General features: G+C 31.7%; 14 protein-coding genes. 3 read left to right on the top strand and 11 right to left on the bottom strand.

Annotated features, from left to right (window positions below):
* The first annotated feature begins 115 nt into the window (after positions 1-115).
* Positions 116-1,387 carry a T9SS type A sorting domain-containing protein gene (locus H6589_10935; GenBank protein ID MCB9175112.1) on the top strand — a complete coding sequence of 424 codons (1,272 nt, stop codon included), beginning with the start codon at positions 116-118 and terminating at the stop codon, positions 1,385-1,387.
* A gap of 270 nt (positions 1,388-1,657) precedes the next feature.
* Complete coding sequence (locus tag H6589_10930; GenBank protein MCB9175111.1) at positions 1,658-2,437, top strand: pseudouridylate synthase; 780 nt, start codon at positions 1,658-1,660, stop codon at positions 2,435-2,437.
* 161 nt (positions 2,438-2,598) lie between these two features.
* Here H6589_10930 and H6589_10925 read toward each other — a convergent pair whose 3' ends face one another.
* The 3 genes from H6589_10925 to rpmH form a co-directional block, all read right to left on the bottom strand.
* The gene (locus H6589_10925; GenBank protein ID MCB9175110.1) at positions 2,599-2,874 is read right to left on the bottom strand and encodes a DUF4834 family protein; all 276 of its coding nucleotides are present in this window, start codon (positions 2,872-2,874) and stop codon (positions 2,599-2,601) included.
* Positions 2,875-2,908: 34 nt separating this feature from the next.
* Positions 2,909-5,728, bottom strand: coding sequence for a carbamoyl-phosphate synthase large subunit (gene carB, locus H6589_10920; protein MCB9175109.1), 2,820 nt, complete (start codon positions 5,726-5,728; stop codon positions 2,909-2,911).
* A 145-nt stretch (positions 5,729-5,873) separates the two neighbouring features.
* Positions 5,874-6,035 carry a 50S ribosomal protein L34 gene (gene rpmH, locus H6589_10915; protein ID MCB9175108.1) on the bottom strand — a complete coding sequence of 54 codons (162 nt, stop codon included), beginning with the start codon at positions 6,033-6,035 and terminating at the stop codon, positions 5,874-5,876.
* 192 nt (positions 6,036-6,227) lie between these two features.
* Between rpmH and H6589_10910 the strand changes: the two genes are divergently transcribed.
* Complete coding sequence (locus tag H6589_10910; GenBank protein MCB9175107.1) at positions 6,228-7,253, top strand: radical SAM/SPASM domain-containing protein; 1,026 nt, start codon at positions 6,228-6,230, stop codon at positions 7,251-7,253.
* Here H6589_10910 and H6589_10905 read toward each other — a convergent pair.
* The 8 genes from H6589_10905 to H6589_10870 are packed head-to-tail and all read right to left on the bottom strand — an operon-like array spanning position 7,250 to position 16,363.
* Positions 7,250-9,508: a patatin-like phospholipase family protein gene (locus tag H6589_10905; protein ID MCB9175106.1), complete on the bottom strand. Its 2,259-nt coding sequence runs from the start codon at positions 9,506-9,508 to the stop codon at positions 7,250-7,252. The genes H6589_10910 and H6589_10905 overlap by 4 nt on opposite strands.
* 50 nt (positions 9,509-9,558) lie before the next feature.
* Positions 9,559-10,344, bottom strand: coding sequence for an ABC transporter substrate-binding protein (locus H6589_10900; protein MCB9175105.1), 786 nt, complete (start codon positions 10,342-10,344; stop codon positions 9,559-9,561).
* Positions 10,344-11,675, bottom strand: a complete 1,332-nt coding sequence (gene tilS / locus H6589_10895) for a tRNA lysidine(34) synthetase TilS (GenBank protein MCB9175104.1) — start codon at positions 11,673-11,675, stop codon at positions 10,344-10,346. The genes H6589_10900 and tilS overlap by 1 nt, the downstream gene beginning before the upstream one ends.
* Positions 11,653-12,903 (bottom strand): aminodeoxychorismate synthase component I, encoded by a 1,251-nt coding sequence (gene pabB / locus H6589_10890; GenBank protein MCB9175103.1) that lies wholly within the window; start codon positions 12,901-12,903, stop codon positions 11,653-11,655. Before pabB ends, tilS begins: the two co-directional genes overlap by 23 nt.
* A gap of 3 nt (positions 12,904-12,906) precedes the next feature.
* Positions 12,907-13,815, bottom strand: coding sequence for a dTDP-4-dehydrorhamnose reductase (gene rfbD / locus H6589_10885; GenBank protein MCB9175102.1), 909 nt, complete (start codon positions 13,813-13,815; stop codon positions 12,907-12,909).
* Positions 13,816-13,817: 2 nt separating this feature from the next.
* On the bottom strand, positions 13,818-14,849 hold the full coding sequence (locus tag H6589_10880; protein MCB9175101.1) for a potassium channel protein: 1,032 nt from the start codon (positions 14,847-14,849) through the stop codon (positions 13,818-13,820).
* Positions 14,850-14,858: 9 nt separating this feature from the next.
* Entirely contained in the window at positions 14,859-15,080 is a 222-nt protein-coding gene (locus tag H6589_10875; protein ID MCB9175100.1) for a PspC domain-containing protein, read from the bottom strand.
* Positions 15,080-16,363, bottom strand: a complete 1,284-nt coding sequence (locus H6589_10870) for a DUF2851 family protein (GenBank protein MCB9175099.1) — start codon at positions 16,361-16,363, stop codon at positions 15,080-15,082. Before H6589_10870 ends, H6589_10875 begins: the two co-directional genes overlap by 1 nt.

Genomic DNA, 16,363 nt, shown 5'->3' with positions numbered 1-16,363 from the left:
CTTACATAACAAATGTAGTAAATTATATTGTGTAAGCATAGTATATTGAATTATTTTATTAAAAAAATCCCATTTTAAATAAAAAGATTTAACTTTAGATAAAAACTCAATTTATATGAAAGGCTCAATTTTATTTTTTGTTGGAGTTTTATTTTTTACCCTTAATTATAATGCTCAAAATATTCAAATTGATTCTCTTTGTTTAACAAAGGAGTTAATAGATTATCAACTATCAAAAAATCAAAAAGAAGCACAAGAAAAAGAGGTATTAATTCAACAATTAATTAAAAAAATAAAAGACGAATCCACCAAAGATTATTCTTTATTTAAAACAACTACATATACTATTCCAGTTGTATTGCATGTTTTTCATAATGGCAATGATGGCAAAATTGACTTAGACCAAGCACAATCTGGTATTGATATTCTTAATAATGATTTTAATGGTCTCAATAGTGACTGGAATACAATTGACCCTGAATTTGATAGTATTAAAGCGACTTTAAATATACAGTTTTGCCTTGCTTCGATAGACCCTAATGGCAATCCAACAACTGGAGTAATTTATTATCAAGACTCTAGCGCTATGGTGAACAGCAGCTCAAACCTATTATATCAGCACGCTTGGGACAATTATAAATATTTTAATATTTATTTACCAAAATACAGCAAAGGCGTTCCATCAGATTTTACTGGTTCAGCAACTCTACCAGATAATTATTTATCTAGCATAGGAAGAGATGGAATTATTTATAGCTCTATTAGATGGGGTTATGGTACTCATTCTGAATTATATTATGGTCAAGAATGGGCATCTGTAGGCACACATGAAGTTGGTCATTGGCTAGACCTCTATCATACTTTTAGTAATAATTGTGGAGATAGTGGAGATTTAGTTGCTGATACTCCACCAACTCTTGGAGGAACAATTTATCTTTCAGGATGTTATAACAACAACATGTCTTGCGGTTTTAATACTAACGGAGAAAATTACATGGACTACAATCACGATTGCAAAAAAATGTTTACTCAAGGACAAGTTGATCGAATGAATGCGGCACTATATTTACCCTCAAGAATAACAATTTGGTCAGATTCAAATTTAGTAGCAACAGGATGCTCTCCCAATATTCTAAATACTTCAGAATTACAGAAAGAACACCAACCTATAGTATTCCCAAACCCTTCTAACTCTATATTAAATTTTATTTTTCAATACAAACAAAGTTCTCTAAATATATATAATCCTATAGGGAATCTAGTTTATAGTAAAATAATTGATTCTAATTATCTGACTATTAATGTAGCTAACTTTACAAAAGGAATTTACTTCTATACTAGTACCTATAAAAATATTATTTCTAATGGTAAATTTGTCGTTGAATAATCAAAACATTACAATCATTGATTATCCAACTACCCCACCTCTCGTAAGCATCCATCAGTAAACTCTATTCCAAGCGTCCGCTTGAAATACATTATTGAAATCAAAATAGATTGCGGGTCAAGCCCGCAATGACGTATAAAAAGATTGTAGAGTTTTTGTGGATAATGGGTTAGACTACAATTAACCATTCATTGTAGAGACGGATAATTATCCGTCTCTACAAAACAACATGGATTTATTCTTATTTTCGCTTATCTACTTAAAAGCAACTTGACAAACTCAACAAACAGCTACTTCACCCCCTTTAATCAAGTTATTGAGTTATCAACCCTACCTTTTAAATTTACCTATCCTTTTGATTATACTCCACACCCACTTTGTTTATTAGCTGCAAAACAATTGCAAGAATATTTAACCACCCAACAAGATTTTGAGCATAATTTTGGTTTAGACAAAACCCAAGAAGGGATGGTTATTGGAAAAATGTTTGGTGTATTGGTGGTGCAAACTCAAGAAAACGAATTGGGTTATTTAGCAGCATTTTCGGGTAAATTGGCAGGAGCCAACCAACATATTAAATTTGTACCACCAGTTTATGACGGATTGGTTGAGGGCAATTTTATCAATTTAGGCATGCTGGAACTAAGCCGAATAAACGAAGAAATAAAAACCTTAGAAGAACAAAATACCACAGAAAGCAACCTAAAAATTACTGAATTAAAAACACTACGAAAAGCCAACTCCATTGCTTTGCAGGACCAAATTTTTGACCAATACTTTTTTATTAATCAATCAGGCGAAGAAAAAGGGTTACGTGAAATTTTTAATAAACCGCCTAGCGGAGCTGGCGAATGTGCTGCACCAAAATTGTTGCAATATGCATTTTTGAATAAGCTAAAACCTATTGCTATGGCAGAATTTTGGTGGGGGCAATCACCAAAATCGGACTATTGGAAGCATGGGCATTTTTACCCTGCCTGTAAAGAAAAATGTGAGCCTATTTTAGCTCACATGTTAAAAGATATTGAAATGGATGGGAAGCCTTTTTAATAAAAAGAGTCAGTTCGAGTTTCCGATTTTCTATCGGAAATATCGAGAACACACTTTTTAGAACCTAAAATTTTATTCTCGATAAATTCCGCAATAATGCGAAACACTCGAATGGACAAATTTTCGGAAAAGAGATTCTTGATTAAACTACATAAATAAGCTTACTCTACCTCCTCATAATCCACGTAATCGCCTAAATCATCCGATTCTGGTTTAGTACTTCTTTTAGTCGAGTTTATTTTTACTTCTCCTTCGTGTTGTTTTACAAAACGTTTTGCCTCTTCTTCATCTCTAACCTGGTTTTGTGCTTGTTGTTGAAATTCTTGCATCTTTTTATTTGCCCAACGGGTAATTAAAAAAGGAAACACGTAACGTACCAACAACTTAAAGCCGTAATAAACAATAATAATGATGGCTATGGTACGAAGTAATTGCAAAATCAGTTAAAGATTTAAAGTGGGTATTAGCTAATTAACGGCTCAAATATAGATTACGTTCGGCATAAATATCTCTAAAAAATTTATCCTTTAAGCTATCAATAAAGTATATTGCTTCTCCTGTCGATTTCATTTCTGGACCTAACTCTTTATCTACATCAGGGAATTTGCTAAACGAGAATACTGGTATTTTAATGGCGTATCCTTTTTTATAAGGTTTAAAGTTGAAGTCTTTCACTTTGTTTTCCCCCAACATTACTTTAGTTGCATATTTCACGTAAGGTTCGCGATATGCTTTTGCAATAAAAGGAACTGTTCGAGAAGCTCGTGGATTTGCTTCGATAACATAAACCACATCATCTTTAATAGCAAACTGAATATTGATTAATCCTACTGTTTTTAATGCAACGGCAATCTTTTTGGTTATTTCCTCTATTTGAGTGATAATCAAATCACCCAAATTGTATGGAGGTAATACTGCATAAGAATCACCAGAGTGAATTCCTGCTGGCTCAATGTGTTGCATGATTCCAATAATATAAGTATCTTTTCCATCACAAATGGCATCCGATTCAGCTTCTATTGCTCCACCCAAAAAGTGGTCTAACAAAATTTGGTTGTTCGGCATGGCTTTTAAAATATCCACCACGTGATGTTCTAATTCTTCTTCATTAATTACAATTTTCATTTTTTGCCCACCCAATACATAAGAAGGACGAACAAGTAATGGAAAACCTAAATCCTTAGAAAGTTGAATAGCTTGCTCGGCACTTTCTACAATACCATATTTTGGAAAAGGGATTTTCAGCTCTTCCAACACTTTAGAAAACCGCCCTCTATCCTCAGCAATATCTAATGCTTCAAATGAAGTACCCAATATTTTAATTCCATATTTTTCTAATTTCTCAGCTAACTTCAATGCTGTTTGACCTCCCAACTGAACAATTACACCCTCAGGTTTTTCGTGTAAAATGATATCATAAATATGCTCCCAAAAAACTGGTTCAAAGTAAAGTTTATCAGAAGTATCAGAATCGGTTGAAACCGTTTCAGGATTACAGTTAATCATAATGGTTTCGTAGCCGCACTCTTTAGCTGCCATTACGCCATGTACGCAACTGTAATCAAACTCAATTCCTTGTCCAATTCTATTCGGACCAGAACCCAACACCACTACTTTTTTTCTATCTGAAACTATAGATTCATTTTCATCCTCGAAAGTTGAATAATAATATGGTGTCTCCGCAGGAAATTCAGCAGCACATGTATCTACCAACTTGTAAACCCTGTTAATTTTCATTTCGATACGCTTATTAAACACCTCACTTTCTAAACATTTCACTAAATGAGCAATTTGTCTGTCAGCGTATCCTTTTTGTTTTGCTTCGTACATTAATTCACGAGGCAGAGTATCAAGTGTAAATTTTTGGATTTTGTTCTCCAATTTTATCAAATCTTCAATTTGACGTAAAAACCAATGGTCAATTTTTGTTTTTTCGTAAATGGTTTTAAAAGGAATACCCAATTTTATGGCATCGTAAATATGAAACAACCTGTCCCAACTTGGGTTTTCTAAACTGTGCAAAATTTGGTCTTGATTAGTCAATTCTCTTCCGTCAGCGCCCAATCCATTTCTACTTATCTCCAAACTCTGACAAGCTTTTTGCAATGCTTCTTGGAACGAACGACCAATACCCATTACTTCTCCAACCGATTTCATTGAGAAGCCCAATCTTCTTTTTGCACCTTTAAATTTATCAAAATTGAATCGTGGAATTTTTACAATTACATAATCCAATGTTGGTTCAAATAATGCCGAAGTATTTCCTGTAATTGGATTTTTCAACTCATCAAGTGTATAGCCAATAGCCAATTTAGAAGCTATTTTTGCAATAGGATAACCCGTAGCTTTTGATGCTAGAGCAGATGAACGCGAAACCCTTGGATTAATTTCTATGGCAATAATTTCTTCTTTTTCATCATTACTCACGGAAAACTGAACATTACAACCTCCAGCAAAATTTCCAATAGAGCGAATCATATGAATCGCCATGTCTCTCATTTTTTGAAAAGTCGTGTCTGATAAAGTCATTGCTGGAGCAACTGTTATGGAATCTCCAGTATGAATACCCATTGGGTCAAAATTCTCAATAGAACAAATAATAACAACATTATCATTTTTATCTCTTAACAATTCTAACTCATATTCTTTCCAGCCAATAACTGCCTTATCAATCATTACCTCATGTATTGGCGATGCCTGAAGCCCCACATGCAAAGCGTCTTCAAAATCTGCTTGATCGTAAATTACTGCTCCACCCGTTCCTCCTAAGGTAAACGAAGGTCGTATAACCAAAGGAAAACCTATTTTTTGTGCAACCTCTTTACCTGCTAAATACGATTTTGCCGTTTCTGATGGAGCCATCGGCACACCTATCTCCTCCATTTTCTGTCTAAACAACTCCCTATCTTCTGTGATATCAATAGCTTTAGTATCAACACCAATCATTCGCACATTGTTTTCTTCCCAAACACCCATTTTATCACACTCAATTGCTAAATTAAGCGCTGTTTGTCCTCCCATTGAAGGCAGTACCGCATCAATATCAGGATGATCTTCTAATATTTTAATAATTGATGAAGTTTCTAAAGGCAACAAATACACGTTATCGGCTGTCACCTCATCAGTCATAATGGTTGCTGGATTAGAGTTAATTAACGTAACTATAATTCCTTCACTTCTTAATGAACGTGAGGCTTGAGAACCTGAGTAATCAAATTCACAAGCTTGACCAATAACAATTGGTCCGCTTCCGATTAATAAAACATGTTTGATACTGTTGTCTTTTGGCATGGGTATGTGTTATATGGTGCTTAATTTATTACTGCGAAGTTAATTTAATTGGACTTGCTTTTCAGGTTAACTTTTCAACAAAAAGTAATTTTTTGTTCAAAAAAAAGGGAAGCTAATTGCTTCCCTTTTAATCTAACCTATATAATTACTTTCTATGTTTGAACTCGTCAGACACAGTTAGTTTCTTTCTACCTTTTGCTCTTCTTCTAGCTAAAACTTTTCTGCCATTAGCAGATTCCATTCTACTCATGAAACCATGTTTGTTTCTTCTTTTTCTTACTGATGGTTGAAATGTTCTTTTTGACATGTTGTTTAAGTTTTAGTCTTTCCTCAAAAAATTGGACTGCAAAAATATACTTTTTTTATATACTAACAAATAATTTGATAAATATTTTTTAAAAGCAACTTTTGTTTTTCTGCTCATTAATTATGACAAATATCAGTATTAAACTTTTTTTTTGAAAGTACTTTAGCACTTAATTTCAGGAATAGTAATAAAATGTTGATTGGCTTAAGAGATTTTTTTGTTCGAAAACTTAAAAAAGGTACTTTTTTATGGAAGGTGCTGGAATTTTTACAAGGCATGTTTTTTGTGAAAAACTATTTATTTTATTACAAATGGAAATTAATTAAATCTCAAACCACAATTAGGGAAATAAACATTGAATTTACTAGCTATTGCAATTTAAGGTGCGCATTCTGTTCGCTCGACCATGAAAAACCAAAAATTAGAATATCTCCAACTTTATTAGACACTTTTTTTAGCAATTTAACCTCCGACAAACGATTTGGCAATGTAGAAGTAATTCATTTACACAATGGCGGAGAAACCCTATTACATCCAGAAATTGCTGAATTACTTGCTATTATTAAAAAATATAAAGACCTTGTTAAATCAGAAAATAGAAAATTCCCAATTGTTCATTTACTAACCAACGGAACACCTTTGAACGAAAAGAAATCATTAGAGGTTTTAAACAGCGATGCAATTGATGTTATGGAGTTTAGTATGGACGGCGGTAGTCCTGAACGATTTGAAGAAATGAGAATTCGAGCAAAATGGGATAGCTTCTATCAAAACATCAAGTTTTTTTGTGAAGAAAATAAAAAACGAGGCAATAAAATTCGAACCAACATTATATCAGTTATCGATTCCAAAAACAGTTTGAAAACCGATTGGATGGACAAACAATTTGTTGAAGTACTTAATATGGTTGACACTTATGAATTGAGACATCCGCACACCTGGGCTGGAGAAATTGACATTGAAGGTGATTCATCAAACAGTAAAAACAAACCTCACAAAATTGGATGCGGTTTATTGATGCATCAATTGGTTTTTTTACCTAATGGCGATGTTAGTGTTTGCTGTGTTGATTTAAACTCAAAAGGTGTTGTTGGAAATATTAACAACAATTCACTTTTTGACATCTACGACTCTAAACTTAGGAAAAGATGGTTGGAATTGATGTTTAAACGACGTAAATCAGAAATTGATTTATGTAAAAACTGTGATACATTTTAATCCAAACTTTTCTTGTTGAATATCATAAATCCAAAATGAAACAATACACTCCAAGGAGTTTCTGATTTATCGTAATAATTCACATTAAACGCTAAGGGTCCAATTGGAGTATAGTATACTAACGAAGAAGACCCTACATACCTAGTGTTTGACCATTCCGTACTAAAAACAGCCTTATTATTTACATCGGATAAAATAGTCTGATACGGCTGAAATGCATAACCCTCAACTCTTAATTGAAAGTTATTAAATAAAGTGAAAATACTTTTCACACCCCCAGCCACATAATTATAAGCTCTAAAATTGTTTTGAAACAATGTTCGCATTTCGGGTAAAGGAAGAAATGCTGGGGCTGATAAAATTGAAGCAGAATAATTACTGAAAAATTTCTGTTCAGAATAACTTCCTTCAACCATTAACCCAAATTTTACTTTATGTTTTTTATTAAAATATTGATCGAATTTCAACTTTACTTGTCCCCATTCTATACTATTGTTATAAACAGTCGTATCATTTGATGTTGAACCAAGCACCGTATTTTCATTTCCTTTTATATACTTATATTTCAAAGAAAAATAACTTCCTGTGGTTGCATACTGAGGCTTATCCAATGAATTTCGTTCAAAATAAATCCCACCAATAATATTTTCGAAATGTGTTTTATCGGTTGTGTCAGTAGATAAAAACTGCTTCGTTTGATAGTATTCGTTTACTATTTCACCTATACTACCCTCAAAAACCAATTTACCTTTATAAAAAACTGGCAACCCTATTTCTGTTTTCAAATACTTATCTCTTATTAACAAATAGGAAGGTTTTATATCATCAAAAAACACGTTATTACTTTTAAAGTAATCCCAACTCCCCATATTGTAGGTTGTTTGCGAGTAAAATGGAATTTTAAAAGGAATATCAATTCTTACTCCGCCAAGTATTGAATTATGGAATCTACCGAAATAACTATTTGCCATTAAGGTGATGGCTGTTTTACTCAAAAAATTATACTTTACACCAATAAAACCTTCGTCAATTGGCTTAGAAGAGAAAAGACCTCCGAACGACACAAATAAATCCCTTTCTTTTTTTGCTTTCAGTTTAAGCGTGAAATAATTGGTTAAACTGTCATATTCCGCTTCAGGATACAATGATTTTATTTTATCGTCAGATAACAGTTTAATATACTCATGCTGAATATCTTTAATTGAGAAGGTATCTTTATTCAAGCTAATAGACCGTTCAACGTAATGATTTTGGGATTTTTTTAGCCCTTCAACTTTTACCTTATCAAAAACCAAACGTGGTAAATTCTGTCTATATATTTTCCTTTTATTTTCTACTGCTGATTTTGTAATAAAAGTATTTAAATTCTTCTTAATTGAATCCATTACTGCAATTGTAGCATCATATCCAATTTTAATCAACTCTTTGTTATTGTTAAAATTAAAAGTAGCGTAATCTTCAGCATTTGGATTTATAATTATTCCTTGTTCACAAGGAATAGAATAGTCAGTTTCAAAAGCTACAATCGCTTTAAATTGCGATACTATATTATCCTCATCGGGTAAATCAAAATTATAGGAAACATTACTTCCTATTATATAATCAGGAGAGAAATCATGATACATAACATCAGAAGGAAAATTATTATATAAACCTCCATCAAAAAGTAACATATCCTTGTAAGCAACTGGTTTTAGATACAATGGATATGACATCGATGATCGAACTGCCATTGCTAGTTTTCCCGATCTAAAAACCATCTCTTTTTTAGAAACCACATCAGAGGCAATACACCTAAAAGGGACAAATAAATTATCAAAGTTATCGTTAGCGGCAGTAATAGAACCTGACAAATAAGACATCAACCCAAAATTGATTGCTTCTGACGAAACAAAGTTAGTTGGTAAATTTGCCTCAAAATTAGTATCAAGAGCTAACTTAAAAGTTATCATAGAAGCATCCTGCTCTTTTTTTCGTAAATTGTAGGTATAATTATCGTCTAAAACTCCAGCAGCCCAATCTTTAAAGTCTTGTGAAGTAAAAATCACCTCCATTTCTTCTGGCGAATAACCAGAAGCATAAAACGCACCTACTAAAGCTCCAATAGATGTTCCTGTAATATAGTCAATAGGAATATCATTTTCTTCTAAAGCTTTTAAAACACCTACATGAGTAATACCACTTGCTCCACCACCACTAAATACCAACCCAACTTTTTGGGCATACGAATATGTTCCAAAAAAAACAAAGGACAATAAAACAACTATTTTAAGCGACTTATTAATAACGAAAAGTTTTTTCGAAGTTAATTGATTTTACTATATAAGTCAATAAGATAATCAACTGTTTTTGTTAATCGTGAACCATACCAAGAAAACATTTCTCCATCTACCAACACTATTTGGGCATTGGGACATAAATTTTTAAACTCCAACATGTCTTTTTCTTTGAAAGGATAGGGTTCCGACGAAAGTAAAATTAACTGTGGATTATAACTCATAATTTGTTTATTTGAAAGTTCTGGATAGTTTTTATCAGAATCTACAACATTATTGAAGCCTACCTGTTGCATCATACAATGTATAAAGGTATTCTTACCTACCGTCATGTATGGTCTTTTCCAAATAAAATACAGCGTTGATTTAGCTTTGAAATGAAGATTTGCAAGCCTTTCAAAATCATGTTCTATTTTTTTACAAATTTCCAAAGCTAATGTTGATGTTGATGTCATTATACCAATTTGAGTTATCATTTCCAAACTTTCGTCAAGCGTGGAAATATTACTTGTCCAAACTGGAAAAAGCTTTTGCAATTCAAAAATTTGTTCTTTGGTGTTTTCTTCTTTATTAGCTATAATTAAATCGGGTTTTAGCGCTTTAATTTTTTTAATATCAAGTGTTTTAGTTCCTCCAACACGCTGTTTATTGTCAAACCATTTTTTGGGATGAATACAAAACTTTGTAATACCTACTACTTCATCTTCTAATCCTAAATCAAACAACAATTCGGTTTGGGAAGGAACAACAGAAATTATTCTTTTTGGGGTTGTATTTAATTGTATTTGATGTCCTATTTGGTCAGTAAATGTCATTACTTTTTAATTTCGAGCAACAAAACATTTTTAGTTGTTGAAGTGATTTTAAAATCATCGTTTATTCGATAACCAACAACCCAAATAATTTGATTGTTTTGAGTTAACAACCATACCTCTTCCTTTTCCTTTAAAGATAGTTTTTCATCAATAAAAAAGTCGCTTAATTTTTTAGTATTCTTCATTCCAAACGGCTTAAATCGGTCTCCTTTCTCCCATCTTCTCAATACCATTGGATAGCTAATTTTATCAGCATTGAAGTAAGCTATTTTTTTATCTTTTTTTAAAGAACCCAAAACTTCATTGTTTACAATTTTGGCATTTATTTTAATTGGAAGTATTTTAAAATCATTGATAGAATTGATTACAACCACTGAATTATTATCGCTTGCAGATTCAGAGATAATAAGCTTTTTACGATCCTTAATTATTTGGTGTGTTCCGCTTAAAAATGTTTTTCCGGATTGCTTGTTTAAGGACTGTAACACATCCTCAACATCAGAAAAGTTAAATCCAAACGGTTTAAAAAAATAATATAAGTACGTTTTGATGGGTTGTAATGATAATAGCTGTTCAATATCTATTTCGGTATGTTGTGACAATACTTTTACACATTTTTTTCTATCCTCATCAATCTTGTAATCAAGCAACTGCTCTAATTCTGCAAATTGTAAAGTTTCATTAAACATCGTTTCAATTAACGCTGGGTTTATTTTTTCCAACTCTGGAATCACTTTATGTCGTATTTTATTTCGGACATATTTGGTTTCCTCATTTGATAAATCCTCTCTAAAATCTAAGCAGTTTTTTTCGATAAAATCATCAATTTCTTGGCGATTAAAACAAAGTAATGGTCGCACAATTTTACCATTTTTTGCAGCAATACCGTGTAATCCACTTAAACCAGTCCCTTTGGTTAGATTAATCAAAACGGTTTCGGCAACATCATTTTTATGATGAGCTGTGGCGATGAATTGATAATTATTTCTTAATGTGAGTTCTTCAAACCATTGGTAACGCAACTCCCGAGCTGCCATTTGAGTTGAAATTTTCTTTTCTTTGGCAAAAGCAGCAGTATTAAACGATTTTGAATAAAAAGAAACCCCTAATTTTTTTGCTAAATTCTGGACAAATTTTTCGTCTTTATCAGACTCTTTACCCCTTAGCTTAAAATTACAATGTGCAATTCCAAAGTTCAACTTAGATGCGTGAAACAAATGTGCCATAGCTACAGAATCCTTACCTCCACTTACTGTGAGTAGAACCTCATCTGCTTTTGAAAAAAGCTGTTGTTTTTGGTAAAAATTCTCAAACTTGTTTAACATCTTCATTTAATACTTCATTTAATACTTCATTTATTGCTTTTGCTTTAAGCAAACATTCTTCGTACTCTTTTTCTGGGTCAGATAAATGTGTAATAGCACTACCAACAAAGTACGACATTTTTTTAGTTGAACGGTTGTATAAAATGCTTCGTATCACAACATTAAAATCAAAATCTCCATTGGGTTTTATGTATCCTACAGTTCCTGAATATAAACCTCGTTTTGAACTCTCGTATTTTTCAATTAACTCCATTGCACTAATTTTTGGTGCACCAGTCATAGAACCCATCGGAAATAAAGCATGAATAATATCTTTAAAAGAAATATTAATCCCTATTTCAGCACTTATTGTAGAAATCATTTGATGTACTTGCGGAAAAGTATAAATTTCACACAATTCTTCTACAGTAACTGTATTTCGTTGAGCAATTTTCGACAAATCATTTCTAACCAAATCAACAATCATGATGTTTTCACTTCGTTCTTTTGGGTCGTTTTGGAGTACTAGTTTTAACTTTTCGTCTTCCTCTTTGTTCCAACCTCTTTTAATTGTCCCTTTAATAGGTTGTGAGGTAATTTTATTTGCTTGTTTTTTAATGAAACGTTCGGGAGAAGCTGACAGTAAAAATTTATCATCGTGTTTTACAAAACAAGAAAATGGAGTCGGTGATTTTTTATTCAATTTGAAGTATAATTCTGTAGGATTAATTTCAGTATCATGAGCATAAAACTCCTGACAATAATTAACTTCATAAATATCTCCTAACTGAATATGATTTTTTAGCTTAACTACATTATTTAAATATTGCTGCTTCGAAATTCGTGGAACAGCAATAGGGTTGTTATTTTTAGACACATCTATTTCAAACGCTATAATATTGTTATAAACGTTTTGAATTGATTCTTCAGCATAAATATGAGCATTGTATTGTATTTCGAGTTTATTATCTGAGATAATGAACAGAATTTCAGGAGTAAAAAAGAACTCATCTTCAAAACCAATTTCATCAATATGATTGGAAGTTAATTCTTCGATTTGGTTTTTATAATCGTAAGCTATAAAACCTAGTTTCCAATTGTTTTCAGCAACGTTATCAGTATTTGAAACACCAAAGAAATTTGCATTGGAATTGTTAGAATTAAAAAAAAATACATTTTTATATTCAGAAAAGTAATGAAGCAACTTTTCTTGAAACCTTACTTTGTTGTTTATCGAAAAAGAAACTGTTTTCAATGCTTAACCTTTAACTACTTGAAGTTGTTTATCCAAAATTGCTAAACCTTCTTCAAAGGTACAAGGAGAATATTCCAACTCTATATAAGCTTTATCTAAAATAAAACCTGTTCTTGGAGGTCGTTTTGCAGCTTGGTTTAACGATACTGATTTAATTGGAGTGATGATGGTTTTATCCAAACTATAGAAATCAGCAACTCGATTAACCAATTCTAACACACTCATAAAATCTTTACCTGATATATGATAAATACCCGTTGCTTCTCTTTCAGCGATTTGCCAACAAGCATAAGCCAAATCTTCGGCTAAAGTTGGCATACGGAATTGATCGTCTACAATAGTTAATGGATTGCCCTTTTCTAAAGCTTGTTTTGCCCAAAGTACAATGTTAGAACGACTCATATCTTCAACAACACCATAAACAATAATGGTACGAACAATGCTCCATTTTATTGATGATTGTTGTAGTAATTTTTCAGCTTCGTATTTTGATTCACCATAAAAGCTCAACGGATTTGGTTTATCATCTTCTTTATATGGTCCACTTTCTCCATCAAAAACAAAATCGGTTGAAAGATGTATTAAATGTGTTTCATGTTTTTTCGATGCATCAATCAAATGTTGAACTGCATTTACATTCAAATTCCAACATTCGTCTTTTTTATCTTCGCAAGCATCTACATTAGTCATAGCAGCTGTATTGATTACAACTGTTGGCTTAAATTTATTAAATACCTGTTCAACTTGCGTTTTATTGGTAATATCTAAACTAGCATAATTAAAGCCTTTGACAGATGTTATTCTATTTTCACCAGTTGATGTAGCGAGAAATTCGATACCCGATACATTTGCTAAAAGTTTTACCAATTTTTGCCCCAACAACCCATTACTTCCTGTAATTAAAACACGCATTTCTATCCTTTTAACAAATTAGTTTGAGTAGTAATATCTCTAAAAGCTTCTATTTGATTAGATGTTCCGAGAATAAAAATTCTTGCTTTAGGCATAATAATAGTGTCTGGTGACGGGTTAATGATATATTCCCCATCAGGTGTTCTAAACCCAACAATATTTGCTCCTGATTTATTTCTAATATCAAGCTCTTTAATGGTTTTATTCTGAAATTCAGCTGGTAAATTTTCAAATGTAATTTCTTCCAAATTTGCCGCATTATTGCCTTGTCCCATCACATAATCAATAAACTCAATAATATCTGGCTTAATTACTAACGAAGCCATGTGTGCTCCTCCAATTTTATCGGGCATTATTACATTATCAGCTCCTGCTCTACGAAGTTTTTTATCCGAATTTTCTTCCGACGCCCTACTTATTATAAGTAAATCAGGATTCATTTCTCTTGCCGTTAACACTACAAACATGTTGTCGGCATCTTTTGGCAATGTGGTAATTAATGCTTTTGCACGATGAATTCCAGCTCTTTCCAATGTTTTTTCATGAGTAGCATCGCCCTGAATAAAAGGTATATTTAAAGAAGCATCTAAATCATCCAGTATCTGTGTATCTTGTTCAACCAATACATAAGGTTTATTGTGAACTTTTAGTTCTGAAACCGACTGCTTACCGTTTCTTCCATATCCGCAGATGATGGTGTGATTTGAAATTTTATCCACTTTTTTATTTATTCTTAAATCCTTAAAATATCGTCTAAACTCACCATCCAAAATATAAATTGTTATAGATGTAATGGTATACGCAAATGTACCAAAGCTAAAGATAATTAAAAATGATGTAAATATTCTACCTTCAGACGATAAAGGGTGAACTTCAGTAAACCCAACTGTTGAAATGGTAATAATTGTCATGTAAAATGCTTCAATAAAATTGTAGCCTTCTATTAACCTAAAACCAAATACACCAACCAATATTATCACTAGTAATAGCGATAATGAAAGGTATAATTTCTTAAAGTGCTTAAAATTTAACATCGAACGAAGTTAAATATCCCAAACTGTTTTTCGCTTACTAAACTTAAAATATTCTTTGTGTTTTAAAACAAAAGCCATTATTAAGTATACAATAACAGGAGAACCGACTGTAATAAATGATAAATAAATAAAGGAAAGACGTACCTGAGCTGTTTTTAGTTGTAGTTTTTCACCCCACCAACTGCAAACCCCAAAGGCTTGTTTCTCAAAATAAGCTAAAATTTTAGAAATCATTTTTTTATTGATTTAATCAGATTATTTCCAATACTGCAATTTAAACATTTTTTTTGAGAACAATAATTTGTTTTTAATTCAATTAATGCTTGACTATCTAAAGCATTTTTAGCTTCAACTCCATTTTTCTCAAAATTATTAATAATTGTATTACTTTCTGCCTTTAAGTCTTGCAGAATAGTTAAGGCTTTTGATTTTAAATTTTCATCATTAACAGATTCACCATAAACATACAAAAAAGGAACAATTACATTAACTATTAATGCATCAATTAAAACCGCCCCTGTATTTTTAACATTGATTTTTTCAGATTTCTTACCAAACTGATAATGTGCCGACCAATAATCTGAAGCATAAAGTTTAAATAAATTACGAAATTCTTGTATTGTATTTAATGACAATACTTTAGAGAATAACCTTGGTTCGTTTTTTAACAAATTTGCTAGTTGAGCTATTCTAATAGTAGGAAAATTAGCTGGTCTTAACCGCAAAAACTTCCATATGCTATTTTCAAGTGGTGATAAAGAAAACTTAGACTTTAAAAATTTGTACTCATTTTTTAGTTTTTGGAAATAATCATCATTATAATCATCTTGTAAAAATCCAGCCTGACCAAATAACAACGCCTCTATTGAAAAAATGCTATTGTGTTTTTCTATAATTTTTAATGGGGATTTTTTAGCCAGTAATAAAAAGGGTTCTGCGTTAACTTTTAACCCAAAATATTTAAACAACTGCTGATAAAAGGTTTCTTCCCAATTGTTCATATTCAGTTTTAATGAATCTTTTATCGATTTCGACTTATGCTCTAATCGTTCAATAACCAGCCTTTCAAGCCAATTATTAATAATAAATATGTCTACATCATTAAGGTTAGCACTACAAGGAATCCAATTTTTGCTAAACAATAATTCCTGGTAGTTTTCAACTAATTTATTATTGATAATTTCTCTTAATTCAAAAGTAGGTATATGAATGTTTTTAGAATTTTTTATGTTTTTATCATTTTCATATACCACATGTAAAATAACATTGTCGTAAGCGGTGTCTTTTTGGTGTTGATGTTTATCCCAATCTGATGATTTAATATGAATCTCTACATTTCCTGCCCAAGTGGTATTACCTATTTTAATTTGGGCATTAAAAAAATCGGGACCAGCATCTGTATTGTGCTGTCCCGATTTTATAATTTGTATCGTTTCGTTGTTGGATGTCTTTAAATCAAGTGTATTAAACAATTTAAAGTTCCAGATATAGTGAAGAAAATCTTCGGTAATCAT

It is taken from the genome of Flavobacteriales bacterium (assembly GCA_020635795.1).
Classification (GTDB): domain Bacteria; phylum Bacteroidota; class Bacteroidia; order Flavobacteriales_E; family Vicingaceae; genus Vicingus.
This window is presented reverse-complemented; position numbering and strand designations above follow the sequence as displayed.

Excerpts from the sequence above, each read along its gene's own strand:
- H6589_10880 (MCB9175101.1), bottom strand. The coding sequence starts at position 14,849 with ATGTTAAATTTTAAGCACTTTAAGAAATTATACCTTTCATTATCGCTA.
- H6589_10910 (MCB9175107.1), top strand. The coding sequence starts at position 6,228 with ATGTTGATTGGCTTAAGAGATTTTTTTGTTCGAAAACTTAAAAAAGGT.
- carB (MCB9175109.1), bottom strand. The coding sequence starts at position 5,728 with ATGCCAAAAGACAACAGTATCAAACATGTTTTATTAATCGGAAGCGGA.
- H6589_10935 (MCB9175112.1), top strand. The coding sequence starts at position 116 with ATGAAAGGCTCAATTTTATTTTTTGTTGGAGTTTTATTTTTTACCCTT.
- H6589_10870 (MCB9175099.1), bottom strand. The coding sequence starts at position 16,363 with ATGATTACCGAAGATTTTCTTCACTATATCTGGAACTTTAAATTGTTT.
- H6589_10900 (MCB9175105.1), bottom strand. The coding sequence starts at position 10,344 with ATGACATTTACTGACCAAATAGGACATCAAATACAATTAAATACAACC.
- tilS (MCB9175104.1), bottom strand. The coding sequence starts at position 11,675 with ATGAAGATGTTAAACAAGTTTGAGAATTTTTACCAAAAACAACAGCTT.
- rpmH (MCB9175108.1), bottom strand. The coding sequence starts at position 6,035 with ATGTCAAAAAGAACATTTCAACCATCAGTAAGAAAAAGAAGAAACAAA.
- rfbD (MCB9175102.1), bottom strand. The coding sequence starts at position 13,815 with ATGCGTGTTTTAATTACAGGAAGTAATGGGTTGTTGGGGCAAAAATTG.